This is a genomic window from Brevibacterium sp. 1718, from assembly GCF_051131255.1.
In the GTDB taxonomy this organism is placed as follows: Bacteria; Actinomycetota; Actinomycetes; order Actinomycetales; family Brevibacteriaceae; genus Brevibacterium; species Brevibacterium sediminis.
On sequence record NZ_CP186550.1, the window covers coordinates 3620424 to 3639779 of the forward strand.

Here is a 19356-nt window from a genome sequence, read left to right on the forward strand (position 1 = left end):
CGACAATCGACGGAGACTCACGTTAGGCTGGTGACATGTCGAAAGTACTGTCTTCGCTCCCAGTCGGTGAGCACGTTGGAATCGCCTTCTCCGGCGGTCTGGACACCTCCTGCGCGGTCGCGTGGATGCGCCACAAGGGCGCCATCCCGTGCACATACACGGCCGATATCGGCCAGTACGACGAGCCCGACCTGGAGTCGGTGACCGATCGCGCCAAGGAATACGGTGCCGAGATCGCTCGCTTCGTCGACGCCAAGCGCCTGCTCGTCGAAGAAGGCTTCGTCGCCCTCCAGTGCGGTGCGTTCAACGTCCGCTCCGGAGGCAAGACCTACTTCAACACCACTCCCCTCGGCCGCGCTGTCACCGGGACCATGCTGGTCCGCGCCATGAAGGAGGACGGCGTCGACATCTGGGGCGACGGCTCGACCTACAAGGGCAACGACATCGAGCGGTTCTACCGGTACGGCCTCATGGCCAACCCGAAGCTGCGCATCTACAAGCCCTGGCTCGACTCGGAGTTCGTCGACGAGCTCGGCGGCCGACAGGAGATGAGCGAATGGCTCGTCGAACACGGCTACCCCTACCGCGACTCGGCCGAGAAGGCCTACTCCACGGATGCGAACATCTGGGGCGCCACCCACGAGGCGAAGACCCTGGAGTTCCTCGACGCCGGACTCGACATCGTCGAACCGATCATGGGCGTCGCCGCCTGGCGCGATGACGTCGAGGTCAAGTCGGAAGAGGTCTCGGTCCGCTTCGAAGCCGGCCGCCCAGTCGCCATCAACGGCGAAGTCTTCGACGATCCCGTTGCCCTGGTCTTCAAGGCCAACGAGATCGGCGGCCGCCACGGACTCGGCGTCTCCGACCAGATCGAGAATCGCATCATCGAGGCGAAGTCCCGCGGCATCTACGAGGCCCCGGGCATGGCACTGCTGCACGTGACCTACGAACGCCTGCTCAACGCAATCCACAACGAGGACACCATCGCCCTCTACCACGAAGAGGGCCGCCGCCTCGGCCGCCGGATGTACGAGGGACGCTGGCTCGACCCGCAGTCGCTCATGCTGCGCGAGTCCATGCAGCGGTGGGTCGCCTCGGCGATCACCGGCGAGGTCACCCTGCGCCTGCGCCGCGGCGACGACTACACGATCGTCAACACCGAGGGCCCGAACCTGTCCTACCACCCGGAGAAGCTGTCGATGGAGCGTGTGGGCGACTCCGCCTTCGGCCCCGAGGACCGCATCGGCCAGATGACCATGCGCAATCTCGACATCGCCGATTCGCGTGCCCGCCTCGAGCAGTACGCGGCCATGGGCATCGTGTCCGGTCCGACCTCGGAACTCGTGGGCTCGCTGGAGGCCGGCGGCGCCGAGGAGATCGCGAACTCCAACGCCGAGGTGGACGAGGCCAGCGACCTCGCCAACCTCTCCTCGGCCTTCGACGCCGGCACGGACTGAGGTCCTGACCGGACGCAGGGCCCGGACGGACTGAGGTCAGCCCGAACCGAAGGTCCCCAGAACTTCCGGAGACACTGCGCAGCATGAGACTCGCGGCCTCCGGTTGAGAACAGAGAACGGCCGGCAGGCGCACTCCTCGATCATCACGATCGACGGAGTCCGCCTGTCGGCCGCTTCGCATTCACTGCGATCTACAGCGCCTGTACCCACTGGTGGCGAGGCCATGGAAAGATTCACTCCATGAATTCCGATTCCCGGAACAAGGCCCACACCCTCGCCGAGGCGATCGACCGAGATCTGCGCGCCCGTGGCGGCAGCGAACGCGCCCAAAAGGAAAAGGCCTACCTCAAGAGCGAACTCCTCCATTACGGGGTGAGCGTCCCGGATACCCGAACCGTCGTTCGCGCGGCATTGCGCGGAACAGCGCTTGGCCACAATGAGGTCATCGAACTCGCCCGACTCCTCTGGGCCGCGCCGACTCCGCCCGATAACTCGGCCGCGAGCGCCGGGCCGACAGACACAGGTGAAGGGGCGACAAGCCACCTCACACCCGTCCACGAACGGCGCACCGCGGCCACGATGGTGCTCATCCAGTCGAAGGACCGCCTCGGCGGCGGGGATGCGGATTTCATCGAGGGCCTGCTCCGCGAGGCGAAGACCTGGGCGCTCGTAGACCCTCTGGCCGGGGACCTTGTCGGGCCGCTGAGCGAACGGGATACTGCCTTCGACCCCGTTCTCGAGCGCTGGGCGAGCGATGGGGATTTCTGGATTCGCCGCTCGGCCCTGCTGGCGCACCTGGTCCCGCTGCGGCACGGCCGCGGCGACTTCGACAGGTTCTCCCGATTCGCCGATGCGATGCTCGAGGAAAAGGAATTCTTCATCCGCAAGGCCATCGGCTGGGTTCTGCGCGACACCTCGCGCAAACGCCCCGACCTCGTCTTCGACTGGATCCTCCCACGCGCCAACCGGGCCTCGGGAGTGACGATCCGAGAAGCCGTCAAACGCCTGTCGACTGAACAGCGAGAAGGTGTGCTTGCCGCCAGGTGATACAAGGCTCGGCCGCGAGCGACCCGAGTCCCCACTATCTGATCCCGCCCCTGCCGACCGGAGGGTGGCCGGGCAGTTGGCGTGCTGCGTCCTCGGGGTTGCCGGTCAGCTCGACGACTCCGCGATCGAGCGCGGCCTTGGCCAGCTGCGGATACCCCGCCGCCGAGGCGGCCCGAGCGATCGCCTCGACCGCCGACCTCGCGAACTGCCGACCGGTCCCTGCAAACCAGATCCACCGGCCGTCGATCAACCGAGGAATCGGGTCGAGGGCCAGCGTGAAACGTCTGCGTCCGCGCCTGGCATCCTCGGCCGAGCAGGCGACGAAGTGGACACCGTTCTTCGTCCACCAGGACGCTCGCAGGGTCGACTGCGCGATCTGTCCCTGGAGTCCGACCTCTTTGAGATATCTGTTCGCGCCGGCGACCCCGGCAACGCTGCCGGGCGTGATCTGCCCATAGGGAATGGCGTAGGGACGAATCCCCGGAGCTACGGAGCCGACAAGGATCCCGCGCTCGCAGACGATGAGCCGCTCACCCGAGAGATAGAGAAGGATCAGACCGAACATCACCGCGAAGATGATACCCGGAGCAACCGCCAGCAGCGGCGTCTCCCCCGGGTTGATCAATGTCAGAGCTGTGAAGATCACCCACCCGAGGACGAACCCCGACACCGTCTTCAGTCCTGGGCGGTCGGCGAACACCTCGATAACCTCACCGAACTCCTCCCGGTGACGGCGGGCTTTCCTCAGCTCAGCACCCAACAGACCCCCAACCTTCGGATCGACGCCCGGATCAGCCAGACTCCAGGCACACGAAAAAGTCCCTCACCAGCAATCCTGCCAGGTGAGGGACTCTCCTTCTGTGCGCCACGAGGGATTCGAACCCCCAACCTTCTGATCCGTAGTCAGATGCTCTATCCGTTGAGCTAGTGGCGCATGTCGCTCGGACTCACGCCCTGCAACTCGAACAACTATACACACCAGTTTCACTGAAGCTCAAATCGCACCCACGTGCGCTTCGCCACATTCGCACTCACGGTCAGAGCCACCTCGGCGAGAGGGGATGAAATCGCAGATTTCAGCCGTCGATCATCGCCGAAACAAACCGTCAATCACTTGAAACGACACGTCATCCGATTGCTGCATTCACGTCAATTGACCCCTGGCTGTGATCCAATGCACATCTTCGAGTGACCGAAACGCGCGTTTTTCGCTTCCGCTCCCATCCTACGGTGGATATGTACCAACCGCTCGACGGACGCCAGCCGCCGGAGACGAAACCCCACACCCGATTGACCAGGAGACCACTCATGACTGTCCTCGACCATGATGTCGTCGCTGACCAGCTGAAGAACGCACCGACCGAGAACAAGTCGGTGCTCTCGTTCGTCAGCCGGATCGCCGCCCTGACCACCCCGGACGACATCGTCTGGATCGATGGTTCCGAAGCACAGAAGAACGAGATCGCTGAGAAGCTCGTCGAAGCCGGCACCATCCAGCGCGTCAACGGCACCAAGGACTCCTACTACGCGGCCTCCGACCCCGAGGACGTCGCCCGCGTCGAGGGCCGGACCTACATCTGCTCCGAAGACGAGAAGGATGCCGGTCCACTCAACAACTGGGTCGCTCCCGCGGAGATGAAGGAAACGCTCAACGGTCTGTTCGAGGGCGCGATGCGCGGCCGCACCATGTACGTCATCCCCTTCGTCATGGGCCACGCCGAGGCGGACCAGCCGATGTTCGGCATCGAGGTCACCGATTCGGCCTACGTCGTCCTCTCCATGCTCGTCATGGCTCGCTCGGGCAAGTACGCCCTCGATGCAATCGACGCCCAGGACGCGAAGTTCGTCGAGTGCGTCCATTCCGTCGGCGCTCCGCTGGAAGAGGGACAGGAAGACGTCGCCTGGCCCTGCAACACCACCAAGTACATCACCCACTTCCCCGAGGATCGCGCCATCTGGTCCTTTGGCTCCGGCTACGGCGGCAACGCACTGCTGGGCAAGAAGTGCTACGCGCTGCGCATCGCCTCCGCGATCGCCCGCGACGAAGGCTGGCTGGCCGAGCACATGCTCATCCTCAAGCTGACGAACCCCGAAGGAGTCGTCAAGTACGTCGCCGCCGCATTCCCCTCGGCCTGCGGCAAGACGAACCTCGCCATGATCGAACCGACCATCCCCGGCTGGAAGGCCGAGACCCTCGGTGACGACATCGCATGGATGCGCTTCGGCGAAGACGGCCAGCTCTACGCCGTCAACCCCGAATTCGGACTCTTCGGAGTCGCCCCGGGCACCGGCTACACCACGAACCCGACCGCGATGCGCGCCATCGAGGCCGGCGGCAACATCTTCACCAACGTCGCACTGACCGACGACGGTGACGTGTGGTGGGAAGGCAAGACCGACGAGGCACCTGCTCACCTCACCGACTGGAGGGGCAACGACTGGACGCCCGAGTCCGACACCCCCGCCGCTCACCCGAACTCGCGCTTCTGCACCCCGATCGCGAACGTGCCGACCCTGGCTCCCGAGTGGACCAACCCGAACGGTGTGCCGATCTCGGCCATCCTCTTCGGCGGTCGCCGCAAGACCACGATGCCGCTCGTGACCGAGACCAAGGACTGGACCCACGGAGTGTTCATGGGCTCGGTGCTCTCCTCGGAGACCACCGCGGCTGCCACCGGTGCCGTCGGCGTCGTCCGCCGCGATCCCATGGCGATGCGTCCCTTCATCGGCTACAACGTCGGTGACTACCTGCAGCACTGGATCAACATCGGCAACACCGAGGGCGCTCAGCTGCCGAAGATCTTCTACGTCAACTGGTTCCGCCGCGACGACGACAACTCGTTCCTGTGGCCCGGATTCTCCGAGAACTCGCGCGTTCTCAAGTGGGTCTTCGAACGCGTCACCGGCACCGCCGATGCTCAGGAATCCCCGCTCGGCCTCACCCCGGTCGAAGGCGGCCTGGACACCGAAGGCCTCGACTTCACCGACGAGCAGCTGCGCAAGGCTCTCGCCATCAAGCCCGAAGAGTGGGAGACCGAACTCGGGCTCATCGAGGAATGGTACGCCGAACTCGGCGATTCGGTTCCGGCCGAACTCCGCGCCGAGGTCGACAACCTCCGCCAGCGCCTCGGCCTCGCCTGAGTCGTTTGGCTGAGTTGCCTAGCTGTGTGGCTAGCCTGAGTCGTTTGGCTTCATCGCTGACAGTCTGAGCCGTCCGTTCATCGACAATCCCCCAACCTCCGCCGAGGTGGTTGGGGGATTGTCGTGTTCCGGTCCGAGTTCAGCGATGCGCCGTATGCGCCACGTGAACCTCACGGAGAAATACCAACACATCACGCGGTTTCGCTTTGAGCTCCCTTGATACGCGATATGTGACCAACTCCGGCAACTTGACGTTGCCGATCAGCGCGTTCCGATGAGCGGTCACACCGCGGGCCGTGATCGTTACGACCAGTGCGTCCGGGAGCATCCCTTTCCTCCACTGGAACTCTCCCCCGATGTCGACGATGCCTGACCACGGCGTTGCGAACTGCCTGACCCGCCCGCCAGGCTTCCTGCATGAGGACTCCACACCCCATCTCGACACGACGAACTGTGGTCGCACAACGGGAAAGACAAAAGTCCACAACAGCGCTCCGACGCCGAACAGCGCCAAACCGATGGCGAAGACCGCAAGGAGGAAGAAGACCGGCCACCCGCCGAAGCCAGGGGACATCGGGTTCCAGGTCGAAGCGGGGGTGACGGTGAACGTGAGGATGATCGCTCCGACGAACAGCCAGCTGACGAGTGCGAGGGCGAAAATCTTGACTAGATTTGTTCGCAGTACGACGCGTCCATCGCGCCGCATTGCTGCATGCCATTGGTCGATGCGCCGGCGATCGGCTTTGGCGATTTCCTTCTGCAGATCGGCGGATTGCCGAGGATTGTGCGGTGGAGTTCTCACAGATCGAGTCTAAGCCGAGGCACCAGGGTCTCAGGAAAGCCACCCGCAGCTGCTTTCACTGAGCCGCCCCGATTCCAACGCTCGGGTATCCCGCACCGTCAGCGGCATAACTACCCGGCAGTGGCACTTCCTCTCGTGACGCAGGGATGCTTCATGCACATAGTCCGGAGCATCCCTCACCGCTGCTGTCGCTAGGCACCGGTGGGAGCAAAACACCGTCGCAGCGGCACGTTGCACCATTGCAACTGTAGGCACAGCCACTAAGGGCGAGGGATGGTGCGCTAGAGGGTGTACGCGACGCTACCGGTGAGTGATGGTCGTCCAAAAGCAGCTTGCCGACGGCAAGCGATCGCTGCCTGAGCCGTCACGCGGGGATCACCCAGAGAGCTCAGGCGAGCACTTCAGAAACGACACGTGGCCTGCAGCACGGAGGCGTCAGGCGCCGTGGCGAGCACCCCAGAGAGCCCAGGCGAATTACTCCCGAAGCGTCAGACGGTCGGCCCCTGAAGTGTCAGGCGCCGTGGAGGGCCGGGACGATGAGGTAGACGCCGAGCAGCACGACTGCCCCGCAGATGCCGAAGACCGCCCAGTAGCCGACCGGCAGAGCCGAGCTGCTGCGGCCCTCCTCGACACGGTCGAGGTGCGCGGCGCGCATCCGCACTCCGACGGAGAACAGCGTGATGACGATGATGGCCGAGACCCATGTCGCGGCCGCAACGATGGCGAACGAACTCCACTCGATCATTTCGCGTCTCCCTTATCGCTCGCATCTGCCCGGCCCGCATCTGCCCCGGTGTTCGAGGCCCGGCCCGCATCGGCTCCGGAAGCAGATCCGGTCGACGATGAACTCGTCTTCGCAGCCTCGGCGGGAACCGCCCCGTTCTTCTTCGCATCGCGGTGGGCACGGCGCTTCTCTTTCGCCGCCTGCTTCTCCGCCCAGGCCTCGTATCGAGCTTCTCTCTTCTCCTGAGCACGTTTGCGGTTGCGGTCCTTACGCAGCTTGCGCTTGCGGCCGCGGATGTTGACGGCCTCGCCGACGGTGTCGAAGTTCGAGATGTCCGTCTCCTCGACCCGGCGGGAACTGAGGTAGATCCACAGCACCACGACCACGGCGACGACCGTGTCGACGACGACGCCGACCGTTCCCAAGTGAGCGATGCCGGCTGCGATCCCGCCGACGATCGCGGCGGCCGGAATCGTCAGCAGCCAACCGGAGGCGATACGTCCGGCCGTCGACCACTGGACATCGGCGCCCTTGCGGCCCAGTCCCGAACCGAGCACGGAACCGGAGGCGACTTGAGTCGTCGACAGAGCGAAGCCGAGGTGCGAAGAGGCGAGGATAGCCGCAGCCGTCGACGTCTCGGCCGACAGTCCCTGAGCGGGCTTGACCGTCGTCAGCTTCGTGCCGAGGGTGTCGATGATGCGCCAACCGCCGACATAGGTGCCCAGCGCGATCGCCAGAGCACACGCGGTGATCACCCAGATATGCGGGCCGGTGCCGTGCTCCTGCAGGTTCGCGGAGACGAGCACGAGGGTGATGACGCCCATCGTTTTCTGCGCATCGTTCGTTCCGTGGGCGAGCGCCACCAGCGAGGACGAGAAGATCTGCCCGTACTTGAACGGTGCACGGCGAGCGGTCTTGCCCTCCTCGTTGCGGCGAGTGATCGCGTAGGCGATCTTCGTGCACAGATAGGCGCTGAACCCGGCGATGAGCGGGGCGGCCAGAGCCGGGATGACGACCTTGGACAGGAACACTCCGTAGTCGACGGAGTTGAGTCCGGCACCGACGATGGCCGCACCGATGAGGCCGCCGAAGAGTGCGTGGGACGAGGATGATGGTAGGCCGAAGCGCCATGTCGCCATGTTCCAGATGATGGCGCCGATGAGGCCGGCGAGGATGAAGTCGGGAGTGATCTGGACTCCCCCGCCGCCTTCCTTGATGATGCCGCCCGAGATGGTCTTGGCCACCTCGGTGGAGAGGAAGGCACCGACGAGGTTGAGGATCGCGGCAAGCGTGACCGCCGTCTTCGGTTTGATGGCCCCGGTCGCGATCGGTGTGGCCATGGCATTGGCCGTATCGTGAAAGCCATTGGTGAAGTCGAAGAACAGTGCCAGTGCGATGACGAGCACGACGACGAAGATGATTTCCACTAATCGACCTTGGGTGTAGACACTATTCGGACCGTGGATGATGCAGCTGACGGCCAGCCATCACTATCCCGCAGAAGTCTACCCACAGATTCAACCGCTCTTCACCCGCAATTCGACCCTACTCCACCTCATTCACCTTTTGTTCACTTTTGACGTGCGCAAACGGGCCCCGCCCGGCCGAGAGTGCAATAGCACTCACATTCCGAACGGGGCCCGAAAACAGCAGTCCCTCGCCGAGGCGATGCCTCCTTCACGCGTGACGAATCTACTCCGTGACGTACCGATCCGCGACGTCGAGTGCCCGGTCGAGGGCGGCGAGTCCGAACCTGACGTCCTCGTCCGGAGTGTTCAGCGGCGGCACGACGTGGATGCGGTTGAAGTTCGCGAACGGCAGCACGCCTTCGGCCTTGAGCGCTGCGATGACCTCGTTCATCTCCGGCGAGCTGCCGCCGTAGGCCGCCAGCGGCTCCTTCGTCGTCCTGTCCTTCACGAGCTCGACGGCCCAGAAGCAGCCAAGACCCCGGACATCCCCGACCGAGGGGTGACGCTGCGCCATGTCCTGCAGAGCCGGACCGATGATGTCCTCGCCGAGGCGGTCCGCATTGGCGATCATCCCCTCGTCCTCCATCGCGGTGATCGTCGCGACCGCTGCCGCGCAGGCGAGCGGATGTCCCGAGTAGGTCAGTCCGCCCGGGTAGGCCCGATCGCGGAAGGTCTCGAAGATCGCGTCCGAGATCGCGACTCCGCCGAGCGGGACGTATCCGGAGTTCACGCCTTTGGCGAAGGTGATGAGGTCCGGGGTGACGTCCCAGTGGTCGAGGGCGAACCAGCGGCCGGTGCGGCCGAACCCGGCCATCACCTCGTCGGCGATGAAGACGATCCCGTACTTCGCCGTCAGTTCCCGCACGCCTTCGAGGTAACCGGCCGGCGGGGCGTAGATCCCCGCGGTGCCCGGCACGATCTCGAGGATGAGGGCGGCGATGTTGTTCGGACCTTCGAGGGTGATCATGTCCTCGAGGTGGGCGAGCGCCCGCTGCGTCTCCTCGGCCTCAGACGACGAGTTGAAGTACGACCGGTAGGGGTAGGCGGGCATGAAGTGGACGATGCCCTCAGCGGAGTAGTCGTTGGCGAACCTGCGCGGGTCACCGGTGACGTTGACGGCCAGCTGCGTGCCGCCGTGGTAGCTGCGGTAGGCCGAGAGCACCTTCGTCCGGCCTGTGTGCAGTCGGGCCATCCGGATCGCGTGCTCGTTCGCGTCGGCTCCACCGTTCGTGAAGAACACATGGTCGAGGTCGCCCGGGGTGCGTTCGGTGATGAGTCGGGCCGCCTCGGAGCGGGCGTCGTTGACGTGCTGCGGCGCGATGGTGCACAGCTTGCCGGCCTGCTCCTGGATCGCCGCGACCACACCCGGGTGCTGATGGCCGATATTGGTGTTCACCAGCTGCGATGACATGTCGAGCAGCTTCCGACCTTCTCCGTCCCAGACGTAGGGACCTTCGGCGTCGACGATCGTCATCGGCTGGAACGGCCCCTGAGCCTGCCAGGAGTGGAAGACGTGCGCACGGTCGAGTTCGTGGGCACGTCGCCCGGCCTCGATCTGCTGCGTATCGATCCGGTCGGCGCCAGTGCGATCAGCGTCGAGGTGCGATTCGGTGAGCGGGGAATCCGCGGTGGTGGTCATGTCAGGGCTCCTTCGCCGAGGTGGTTCGTCGTTGCGTGAACGTCCGCCCCGGGTCGGGGCGGACGTCAGTGGTGGTCGGTTCAGTCGTTGGTGGGGAATCCGAGGTTGAGTCCGCCGTGGCTGGGATCGAGCCAGCGTGAGGTGACGACCTTGCCGCGGGTGAAGAAGTGGACGCCTTCGTCACCGTAGGCGTGGGTGTCGCCGAACAGCGAGTTCTTCCATCCGCCGAAGGAGTAGTAGCCCACGGGCACGGGGATGGGCACGTTGATGCCGACCATGCCGACCTCGACCTCGTTCTCGTATCGGCGGGCAGCACCGCCGTCGTTGGTGAAGATCGCGGTGCCGTTGCCGTAGGGGTTGGAGTTGATGAGGTCGATGCCTTCGTCGTAGCCGGGGACGCGGACGACGGCGAGGACGGGTCCAAAGATCTCATCGGTGTAGATCGACATGTCGGGGGTGACGTTGTCGAAGAGGGTCGGGTTGAGGAAGAATCCCTCGGCCGGGGTGTTCTCGCGGCCGTCGAGGACGACCGTTGCCCCCGCCTCGGCACCGGCATCGATGTAGCCGGCAACCTTGTCGCGGTGGGCGGCGGTGACCAGCGGTCCCATATCGGGCTCGGTCGCCCCGTCACCCACGCGCAGGGTGCGGGTGCGCTCGGCGATCTTCGCGACCAGGTCATCGGCGATGGAGTCGACAGCGACGACCACGGAGATCGCCATGCAGCGCTCACCTGCGGCGCCGTAGCCGGCGTTGACGGCTGCGTCGGCGGCAAGGTCGAGGTCCGCGTCGGGCAGGACGAGCATATGGTTCTTCGCTCCTCCGAGCGCCTGGACGCGCTTGCCGGTGGCGGTGCCGTTCTCGTAGACGTATTGTGCGATCGGGGTCGACCCGACGAAGGACACCGAGGCGACCTCGGGGCTCTCGAGGATCGTGTCGACGGCTTCCTTGTCACCGTGGACGACGTTGAACACGCCATCGGGCAGGCCGGCTTCCTTCCACAGCTCGGCGAGCCAGTTCGCGGCCGACGGATCCTTCTCCGAGGGCTTGAGCACGACGGTGTTTCCGGCGGCGATGGCCACGGGGAAGAACCACATCGGGACCATGGCCGGGAAGTTGAAGGGAGAGATGATCGCGGAAACGCCGATCGGCTGGCGCAGGGAGTGGACGTCGATGTTCGTCGAGGCGTTCTCCGTATGAACGCCGCGCAGGTGGCCGGCGATGCCGCACGCGAATTCGACGACTTCCTGGCCGCGGGCGACCTCGCCGAGAGCGTCGGAGACGACCTTGCCGTGTTCGGCGGTGATGATCTCGGCCAGTTCCTGCTTCCGAGCGTTGAGCAGTTCGCGGAAGTTGAAGAGGACAGCGGTCCGCTTGGCCAGGGACGTGTCGCGCCAGGCGGGGAACGCGGCGGATGCTGCAGCGATCGCCGATTCCACGGTGGCCTTCGACCCCAGGGCCACCTGGCCGCTGACGACGCCGGTGGCCGGGTTCGTGATATCGCCGAGGCGGGTGTCGGTGTCCGCGGTGACGGTCCGTCCGTTGATCCAGTGGGAGAGCGTTGCCATGAAGAGTCCTTCTGCGTCGTCGGTACGTCGGTTGCATCCATCCTCTGTCCGCTTTGCCGATCTCGGAAGTGTCAGAATGTCAGAATCTTCGCCCTCGGCTTTACACTGTGTCAATGGACACTGCACGGGAGTCGAGCGGGGCATCGTTGAGCATCGCCGGTCTGCTCGAGTTCGAGGAGATCAGGGCTGCAGAGCCTGCGGTACTTGCCGGCGAGGCAGGCCTCGGCCGGGCGATCCGCTGGGTCCACATCGCCGATTCCGAGCATGTCGAGCGCTTCCTCGAGGGTGGTGAGCTCGTGTTGACCACCGCCACGGCCTTCCGCCACTCGCCTGCGGCGATGACGGAGTTCCTCGACCAGCTCGAGCGCGCAGGTGCGGCTGGGACGATCATCGAACTCGTCGATGAGAACTCGACCCACGATGAGGAAGCGCGCGAGATCGCGGCCGCGGCCGCCTCGGCGAGGGAACTGCCTGTCATCGTCCTGCCGCGTCGGGTGAAGTTCGTCAGGATCACCGAGCTCGCGCACCGCAGCCTTCTCGCACAGCAGATCTCGCGGCTCGAACATGCCCGGGAGATCCACGAGACGTACACGCAGCTGAGCCTCGATCGGGCCGAGGCTCAGACGATCGTCGACCGCACTGCAGAGCTGTTGGGCACGGCGGTGGTCCTCGAGGATGTGTCCCATCGGGTTCTCGCGCATTCCGGCCGTGGTTCGCAGGCTCTCGCGCAGAAGTGGGTCGACCTCGTCAGCGGTGCGAGTACGACGCCCGGCGGTCACGCGCCGGCGCAGTGGCGGCAGACGCCGGTGGGGCTGCGTTCTCGCCGGTGGGGCCGGCTCGTCGTACCCGGCGCCGCCGAGTCCGTCGCCGATCTCGAGCAGGTCATCGAACGTGCGGGTGAAGCCCTGACGCTGACTCGAATGGCCGATCGCGATGAGCAGGATCTGCTGCTGCAGACCCAAAGCGGCCTGATCCGAGAGATCACGGACTCAGAAGGCATCGACGAGCGTTCGGCAAGGGAGCGCGCCCGCTCTTTGGGATTCACTCCTGCGGAAGGAGCCGAGCTCACCCCAGTGGTCGTCCGCATTGATCGTGAGGCCGACACCGATCCGACTCGGGTGCAGCTGCAGGAGCGCGGCCTGACGCAGGAGATCGCCTCTGCCGCCTCGCGCCTCAACCTGTGTCTGCTCATGACGAGCCTGCAGTCAGGCGTGTTCGGGTTCGTTGTGGGGCCCGGTCACGGGAGAAACCGACGATCGCAGCCGAGTCTGCGCGGTGCGGAGGAAGCCGATGAACGGCTCACCCGTCTGCTCGCCGAGCTCGATGGGCTTGCTGCGAGCTGGGTGGTCGGGGTCGGCCGAGGCAGCACTTCTCTGCTTCGCGCTGTCGCCGGTCTCGAACCCGCTTCTCACGTCGCCGAGGTCGCGTCGACGCTCGATGTGCGTGAGCGTGCGTTCTACCGCTCTTCGGACGTGCGCATCCGCGGGCTGCTGTCTCTGCTGGCCGAGGACTCGCGGCTGCGTGCCTTCGCCGAGGGAGAGCTGGGGCCGCTGCTCGGCGAAGACGGACGCCGGGACGGCGTTCTGCCGTCGACCGCGGACTCCGCAGAAGACGGACTGCTCGACTTCCTCGAGCTCTACCTCTCCCATGGCGGCAACAAGTCGGCGATGGCGCGGGCCGGGCATCTGTCCCGGCCCGCGCTCTACACACGGATCAATCGTCTGCAGGACCGCCTCGGCGTCTCACTCGACGATGCGGAGTCACGCACGGCACTGCACGTAGCGCTGCTGTGGTGGCGGATGTACGGCTGAGGACCGTACTCGACGGAGTCGGCGACTCCTCCAGCGGGGTCGTGTGCTGCCCGGGACAGAGCAGGCTTCGGCCGGTCGACAGAAGTTCAGTCGAACATAGCGCGAATCGTGTCGGTGACGGGGATTCCGCGTTCGGCCGCCTCGGCGCGATTGGCGTAGCGACGGTCACCGGGCTGACGGTCCATGCCCGCATCGCGGAGCATGTCGACGAATTCGCGCACCCGAGCGAGGTAGGCGTCGTTGCCGCCGCGCTCGGGATCGATGACGATGAAGAGCTGACCGGTCCGGAAGGTATGGGCGCCCTCGGGGGCCTCCGCGTCGACCTCATAGGTGAAGGCACCGCCGGTCAGCCCTGCGGCAAGCGTTTCGATCATGAACGACAGCAGCGCACCCTTGTGCCCGCCGATGGGGCGGATTCCGCCGCCGTCGAGGATGGCGTTCGGATCCGTGGTGTCCGCGCCGGTCGAGTCGACCCCGGTCCCGACCGGAACGTCCTGGCCCTCTGCCCGCAGCAGCTGCAGGTCCCCGTGGGACATCGACGACGTGGAGAAGTCGAAGACGATCGGATCCGCCTCGGCGACGGGTGTGGCGAAACCGAACGGATTGGTACTGAAGACCGGGCGGGTGGCCCCCTCGGGAACAACGGCGAGCTTGCCGCTGGCGATCATCCCCATCGCCACCCGACCGTCGCGTGCAAATGCCTCGAGGTCAGGCCACAGTGCGCTGAAGTGGTGGGTGTTGCGCAGAGCGATGACGGCGACGCCGGTGTCGTCGAGCGCTTGGTCGATCGTCGGCCCAGCCTCGGCGAGTGCGGGTTGGGCGAAGCTGTTGTGACCGTCGATGCGGATATAGGAAGGGCCGACGACGTCGATGCTCGCTTCTGCTGCCCCATCTGCCCAGCCTCGATTCAATGAATCGAGATAGCCGGCGACCCTGAAGACTCCGTGGCTGAGAGTGCCGTCGCGTTCGCAGGTGGCACAGTTGGTCGCCAGCACTCTCGCAACCGCCGAAGAGGCTCCTGCGGCGGTGAGCTTGGCTTCGATCGCCGAGACAAGATCATCGAAAGAGATGCGGTCGGGTTCGTTCGTCATTGTGCGCTCCTCGTGTGCAGCGAATCGTGTCGGCTTCGACCATTGGCCTTGATCAGCAGACTACCGCTCGAACAGTCATCGATCCTGCCCCGCCATATCCGCGTCTCAGCCGTCGACTCCTGGTTCTGCTGCCCTCGTACCGCCGCTCCAGATGTCTCCGACGGTGAAGCCGACCGGAAACGGATCATCGGCCTCGAGCACGAGCTGTTGGAATCCTGTGATCCACCCGCGCCCGGTAATCGAAGGGATGACGGCTGGACTACCGCCGATCTCGGTCTCTTCCTTTACCACGGCGGTGAAGGTCGTACCCATCATCGATTCGTGGACGAATCGCTGACCGACGCGCAGTTCGCCGCGGGCGTGTTTGGCCGCCACTCGCCCGCTCGTCCCGGTGCCGCACGGCGAGCGGTCGAAAGTCCCAGTCCACGTGCTCGGATCGTCGAGGTCGACTATGCCGTTGGGCAGGACGACGGCGTTGCGTCCGTCGGTGCCCTCAGTTCGTGCGGGTCCGTGGATCAGCGGCAGACCGATCGAATCGATTTCAGGGATGAGGGGATGCCTCACCTCGAAGGTCTCGTTCGCCGCCTGCCGCAACACGCTGGCAGCCCTGATGATCTCCTTGGCATTGCCAGGATCAAGATCCACGCCGAGGTTGTCCGACGCAGTCTGTACGTAGAACTGACCGCCGAAGACGATGTCGACGGGAATCGTCCCGTACCCAGGCACCTCGAGAGGCAGGTCGAGTCCGTGGACGAAAGCCGGGACATTGTCGAAGGTCACCGATTTCGCTCGGCCGGCCTCCACCTCGGCGCGGACCGTGACGACACCGGCGGCGGTATCGACCCGCAGCTCGGTGACCGGTTCGCTGACGTCGACGGACCCCGTCTCGATCAGCGCCGTGACGGTGCAGATGAGGTTCGATCCGGACATCGGCTTGAACCCGCCCTGCTCCATCACGATCATTCCGAAATCGCAGCTCGGATCCGTCGCAGGCACGACGATCGGCGAGCACAGGCCGGGATAGCCGCGGGGTTCGTGGAGGATGAGGTTCCGGAAGTCGTCGAGGTGCTCTTCGCAGTATCGGAGCTTTTCGGCCATCGTGGCACCTTTGACCCGCAGTCCCGAGCCGATGAGCACTCGGCCGGGTTCGCCGGCCGCGTGAACATCGACGGCCTGGATGAGCTGTCTGTTCTTCACGTTCCCTCGTCTCTGCTCGGGCGGGCCTCAGTCCACGACTTCGCTGCCCGTGACTTGCTGTGTGGTCATGAGCCCATCCTCGTCCGTTCGGGTCCATGTGGCGTTGGCGTGAGTCGTTCAGAATCGATTCGGGGACACACGAGCCAGCAGCTCACCGGGCAGCGTCGAACTTCCATCAGTCATGAGTCCGGATAGCAGCCGAGCAGATCCCGGTGCCAGTGTCAGACCGAGCATCGAATGTCCGGAGTTGATGTAGGCGTTCTTCACGGAGTCCAGTCGCCCGATGACGGGAAGGCCGTCAGGAGTCATGGGGCGCGACCCAGCCCATGGAGCCAGTTCTCCCTGACCGTCGCCCCACTCACGGAATGCTTCCTGAGCCGCGCGGCGGATTGCACCGACGCGGACCTCGTTGACGTCGTCGTCCGTGCTGCCGAACTCCATCGTGCCCGCGAGCCTGAGCATGCCGTTCAGCGGAGTGACGGCGACGCGAGCATCTTCGAGGGTCAGCGATGTGCGCAGCTGGATCGGAGCGCGTGAGTAGTCGATGCTGTAGCCCTTGCCCGAGTAGATCGGGATCTTCTGGCCGAGTTGCCCGGCCAACACGCCGGACGGGACACCGGCGGAGATGACAAAAACGTCGGCCTTGATGACCTCCGCGTCGGAGGTGACAACTGCGGTCACGGCGCCGCCGGAGCGAACGAAGCGTCCAACGCGAGTGTTTTCTCGCACGACTACGCCGAGATCGGTGAGTTTCGCGAGGAGGCCCGCTGTCAGAGAATCGGGTTCGATCTGTCGGTCAGCGGAGAAAGAGAGACCGTGGCGGATGCGATCGCTGAGAGCCGGTTCGGCCTCGCGGACTTCGTCATCATGCAGTCGCCGCGGCAGGTGGCCAGCGGCCTCGAAAGCGGGCAGGCTCGCACAGTGTTCGTCGAAGCGTTCCCGAGTCTCGAAAGCCAGCAGCACACCGCGGTCGTGCATCTCGAAGTCGATGCCTTGAGCCTGGTACTCATCGAAGAGATCGTTCGCATCCTCGCCGAGGCGCAGGTGGAGGTCGAGTCCGGCTTCGAAGTCATGTGTGTTGCAGTGCCTGGCCATCCGCAACAGGAATCTGAGATAGCCGGGCGCAAGGGACGGCTTGATCGATAGTGGGCTGTCGGGTTTGAGCATCCATCGGATCCCCTGAAGCAGCACGCCTGGGGCAGGCACCGGGGTGCTCTCGGCGATGGCGATCTTTGCGGCATTTCCGTGAGAGGCGCCCGCACCGCAGCGGGCAGCCTCGATGACTGTGACGTCGTGTCCGCTCAGCGCCAGTTCGTAGGCACTGGTCAGCCCGACCACGCCGCCTCCGATGATGACTGTCTTCAATCGGTTGCCCTCCATTGGTCCCCGAATCGGCGGTTTCGCGGTCTGGTCCGGGCCGACGTCACCGAAGCTGACTCTTGTTTGACCATCTATAGAGAGAGACGCTATGCAGTGCCGTCAGGTTCGTCAATGGCCTCAGCCGCTCTTCCCGGACAGCCCAAGATCAGGCTCAGCCTTCGTAGCGGATTTCGACGCGACGGTTCTTCGCCCGGCCCTCAGGGTCGTCTTTGCCGTTCTTCTCATTCGACTCGACGGGCTCGGACTCGCCGAAACCCTTTGCCGTCACGTCAAGGTCCGAGTCCTCCGAGGTGAGCACCTCGGCGACGGCCTTCGCGCGGTCTTCGGAGAGCTTCTTGTTGTAGTCGTCTTCGCCTTTGGAATCCGTATGCCCGCCGACGGTGATCTCGGAGTCGGACGGCAGATCCTCGACAAGGTCCTTGATCTTCTTCTTCGCTGTGTCGCTGAGCTCAGCCGAGTCGAAGTCGAAGAGGATATCCGTGTCGAGCGTGACCACGGTATCGCCGCCACTGGCTTTGGTTGTCTCCACGTCCTCGATGCCTTTGTCCAGGTCATAGATCTCCGGTTCGAGTTCGACAATGCTCTTGTCGATCTGCGACTGGTCGGGATCGGTGAAGTCCTCCGGAGTCGGGGCATCTCGGTTGGCGATGTCCTGCGAAGTCACTGAGTCTGCGAACGCGAGTGCGGGTGGACCGGCGACGACAATGCCGGCAGCAAGAATCACCGCTGCAGGACCGACGGCTGCCGGCTTCACGAGATCTTCACTCCGGTGGCGAGGTTCATACCGTCGACGACGGAGACCTCGACCTCATCGACATCCGGCGGCGGGGCCGCGAAGACAGCGAAGGCGTAGTGGGTCTGGCCGGGTTTGAACTTCGTCTGTTGGACATTCGTCTGCGCTCGCTGCGGGAACTTATCCAACACGTTGTGCTTGCGCAGGTTCTGCGAGTCGACAAGGAACGGCGCCCAGCTCCCGCCCAGATAGCCGTAGAGATCGTCACCGTCGTCGTCCTCGTCGGTCTGATCAGAGTTCACACTGAACGCGAACTGGGCCACGACCGTCTCGCCCTGACGCTTCAGAGGGAACAGCTCGACAGTCATCGTTGCCTTGTCATCGCCGTCAACGGCGGCGGGAATCTCCTGGGAAGCGACAGGATCGGGAAGATCCTTCGGATCGAGGCCGGCCGCCTCGGCGGATCCGGATTCACCCTTCGAACCTGCGGCCTCACCGGACTCCTGCGCAGCGCCTTGGGTCTCGGCACCCTCGGCGTTCGGCTCCTCTGTGTCGTCTCCGGACGAGCAGGCGGCCAGGGTCAGCGCCAAAGCTGCGGCGGCAGCGGACAGAGCTGTCTTGCGGATCAGGGGCATAGCGATGGGAGTTCTCCTCAGTACTCGCCGGAGCAGCATCTCTGCTGGTGAGCTCCGGTGGCGCGGGGGCGGACGCGGATCAACTTACCCCGGACAGGTGAACTTTCACTACATCGAACGTAAGTCGAGACGAACAAAGGCGTCGGCACTCGCGGGCAAACGCGATTCTGTGGGAACGCAAGAACCCCTGCACCCGAATTCTCATCGGATCGCAGGGGTTCTGCCTCACGCGGAGCCGGTGGGATTTGAACCCACGGTCCCCCTATTGGAGGACTTCACCTTAGCAGGGTGACGCTTTCGGCCGCTCAGCCACGACTCCATCCGCAATGCTGCGAGCCGCCTCGGCGAAATGCATACCGACAGACCCTCCAGCACTACGGGATACAGCCTAAGGGAAAGGAGCCATCCAGGGCAAAGCGCAACCGCGGAGAGTGGGCTTCGTCATAGTCGAACCGACCCGTGACGGGCGCAAATCCGGGCCGAACGTCCCCTTTGTACCGCTCCCCCACACCGGAATTCCAGCATTCATCAATGTCCAGGCGTAAAATCGGCGTGATGTGCTTTGCGGTCTGGTCTCAGATCCTCGCAGAAACACCGGTCGGAAAACCGATAGCCGCGGTGTGCCCTGTGCCGGAAACGAGAACGGCGAGCGGGCCGTATTGCAC

15 protein-coding genes and 2 tRNA genes are annotated in these 19356 nt (G+C 64.7%); 4 read left to right on the forward strand and 13 right to left on the reverse strand.

Going from position 1 to position 19356, the window contains the following annotated elements:
• The first annotated feature begins 35 nt into the window (after positions 1-35).
• Entirely contained in the window at positions 36-1457 is a 1422-nt protein-coding gene (argG, locus tag ACOZ9V_RS16320) for an argininosuccinate synthase (protein ID WP_139467983.1), read from the forward strand.
• Between the two features lie 240 nt (positions 1458-1697).
• The gene (locus ACOZ9V_RS16325) at positions 1698-2504 is read left to right on the forward strand and encodes a DNA alkylation repair protein (RefSeq protein ID WP_434591774.1); all 807 of its coding nucleotides are present in this window, start codon (positions 1698-1700) and stop codon (positions 2502-2504) included.
• Positions 2505-2538: 34 nt separating this feature from the next.
• Here ACOZ9V_RS16325 and ACOZ9V_RS16330 read toward each other — a convergent pair whose 3' ends face one another.
• A complete protein-coding gene (locus ACOZ9V_RS16330; RefSeq protein WP_434591777.1) occupies positions 2539-3264 on the reverse strand; it encodes a hypothetical protein in 726 nt (241 codons plus the stop codon).
• A gap of 101 nt (positions 3265-3365) precedes the next feature.
• A tRNA-Arg gene (locus ACOZ9V_RS16335) sits at positions 3366-3438 on the reverse strand.
• A gap of 374 nt (positions 3439-3812) precedes the next feature.
• Here ACOZ9V_RS16335 and ACOZ9V_RS16340 point away from each other — a divergent pair.
• Positions 3813-5645 (forward strand): phosphoenolpyruvate carboxykinase (GTP), encoded by a 1833-nt coding sequence (locus tag ACOZ9V_RS16340; protein ID WP_434591780.1) that lies wholly within the window; start codon positions 3813-3815, stop codon positions 5643-5645.
• A gap of 139 nt (positions 5646-5784) precedes the next feature.
• Here ACOZ9V_RS16340 and ACOZ9V_RS16345 read toward each other — a convergent pair whose 3' ends face one another.
• The 5 genes from ACOZ9V_RS16345 to ACOZ9V_RS16365 form a co-directional block, all read right to left on the reverse strand.
• Complete coding sequence (locus ACOZ9V_RS16345) at positions 5785-6447, reverse strand: hypothetical protein (RefSeq protein ID WP_434591782.1); 663 nt, start codon at positions 6445-6447, stop codon at positions 5785-5787.
• Between the two features lie 511 nt (positions 6448-6958).
• On the reverse strand, positions 6959-7192 hold the full coding sequence (locus tag ACOZ9V_RS16350; RefSeq protein WP_172171696.1) for a hypothetical protein: 234 nt from the start codon (positions 7190-7192) through the stop codon (positions 6959-6961).
• The gene (locus tag ACOZ9V_RS16355; RefSeq protein ID WP_172171698.1) at positions 7189-8598 is read right to left on the reverse strand and encodes an inorganic phosphate transporter; all 1410 of its coding nucleotides are present in this window, start codon (positions 8596-8598) and stop codon (positions 7189-7191) included. The genes ACOZ9V_RS16350 and ACOZ9V_RS16355 overlap by 4 nt, the downstream gene beginning before the upstream one ends.
• A 265-nt stretch (positions 8599-8863) precedes the next feature.
• The gene (locus tag ACOZ9V_RS16360; RefSeq protein ID WP_434591786.1) at positions 8864-10279 is read right to left on the reverse strand and encodes an aspartate aminotransferase family protein; all 1416 of its coding nucleotides are present in this window, start codon (positions 10277-10279) and stop codon (positions 8864-8866) included.
• A gap of 80 nt (positions 10280-10359) precedes the next feature.
• On the reverse strand, positions 10360-11844 hold the full coding sequence (locus ACOZ9V_RS16365; protein ID WP_434591789.1) for a CoA-acylating methylmalonate-semialdehyde dehydrogenase: 1485 nt from the start codon (positions 11842-11844) through the stop codon (positions 10360-10362).
• Between the two features lie 113 nt (positions 11845-11957).
• Between ACOZ9V_RS16365 and ACOZ9V_RS16370 the strand changes: the two genes are divergently transcribed.
• Positions 11958-13655 (forward strand): PucR family transcriptional regulator, encoded by a 1698-nt coding sequence (locus tag ACOZ9V_RS16370; protein ID WP_434591793.1) that lies wholly within the window; start codon positions 11958-11960, stop codon positions 13653-13655.
• An 86-nt stretch (positions 13656-13741) separates the two neighbouring features.
• Here the strand turns inward: ACOZ9V_RS16370 and ACOZ9V_RS16375 are convergent, their stop codons facing one another.
• From ACOZ9V_RS16375 to ACOZ9V_RS16400, 6 genes are all read right to left on the reverse strand, one after another.
• Positions 13742-14746 (reverse strand): Ldh family oxidoreductase, encoded by a 1005-nt coding sequence (locus tag ACOZ9V_RS16375; protein ID WP_434591796.1) that lies wholly within the window; start codon positions 14744-14746, stop codon positions 13742-13744.
• Positions 14747-14851: 105 nt separating this feature from the next.
• The gene (locus tag ACOZ9V_RS16380) at positions 14852-15943 is read right to left on the reverse strand and encodes a proline racemase family protein (RefSeq protein ID WP_434591799.1); all 1092 of its coding nucleotides are present in this window, start codon (positions 15941-15943) and stop codon (positions 14852-14854) included.
• A 117-nt stretch (positions 15944-16060) separates the two neighbouring features.
• Entirely contained in the window at positions 16061-17308 is a 1248-nt protein-coding gene (locus tag ACOZ9V_RS16385) for an FAD-dependent oxidoreductase (protein ID WP_434591802.1), read from the reverse strand.
• Positions 17309-17474: 166 nt separating this feature from the next.
• On the reverse strand, positions 17475-18077 hold the full coding sequence (locus ACOZ9V_RS16390) for an OmpA family protein (protein ID WP_139467957.1): 603 nt from the start codon (positions 18075-18077) through the stop codon (positions 17475-17477).
• Positions 18074-18691 carry a hypothetical protein gene (locus ACOZ9V_RS16395; RefSeq protein ID WP_139467956.1) on the reverse strand — a complete coding sequence of 206 codons (618 nt, stop codon included), beginning with the start codon at positions 18689-18691 and terminating at the stop codon, positions 18074-18076. The genes ACOZ9V_RS16390 and ACOZ9V_RS16395 overlap by 4 nt, the downstream gene beginning before the upstream one ends.
• Positions 18692-18921: 230 nt before the next feature.
• Positions 18922-19010 (reverse strand) — tRNA-Ser (locus tag ACOZ9V_RS16400).
• Positions 19011-19356: the final 346 nt, after the last annotated feature.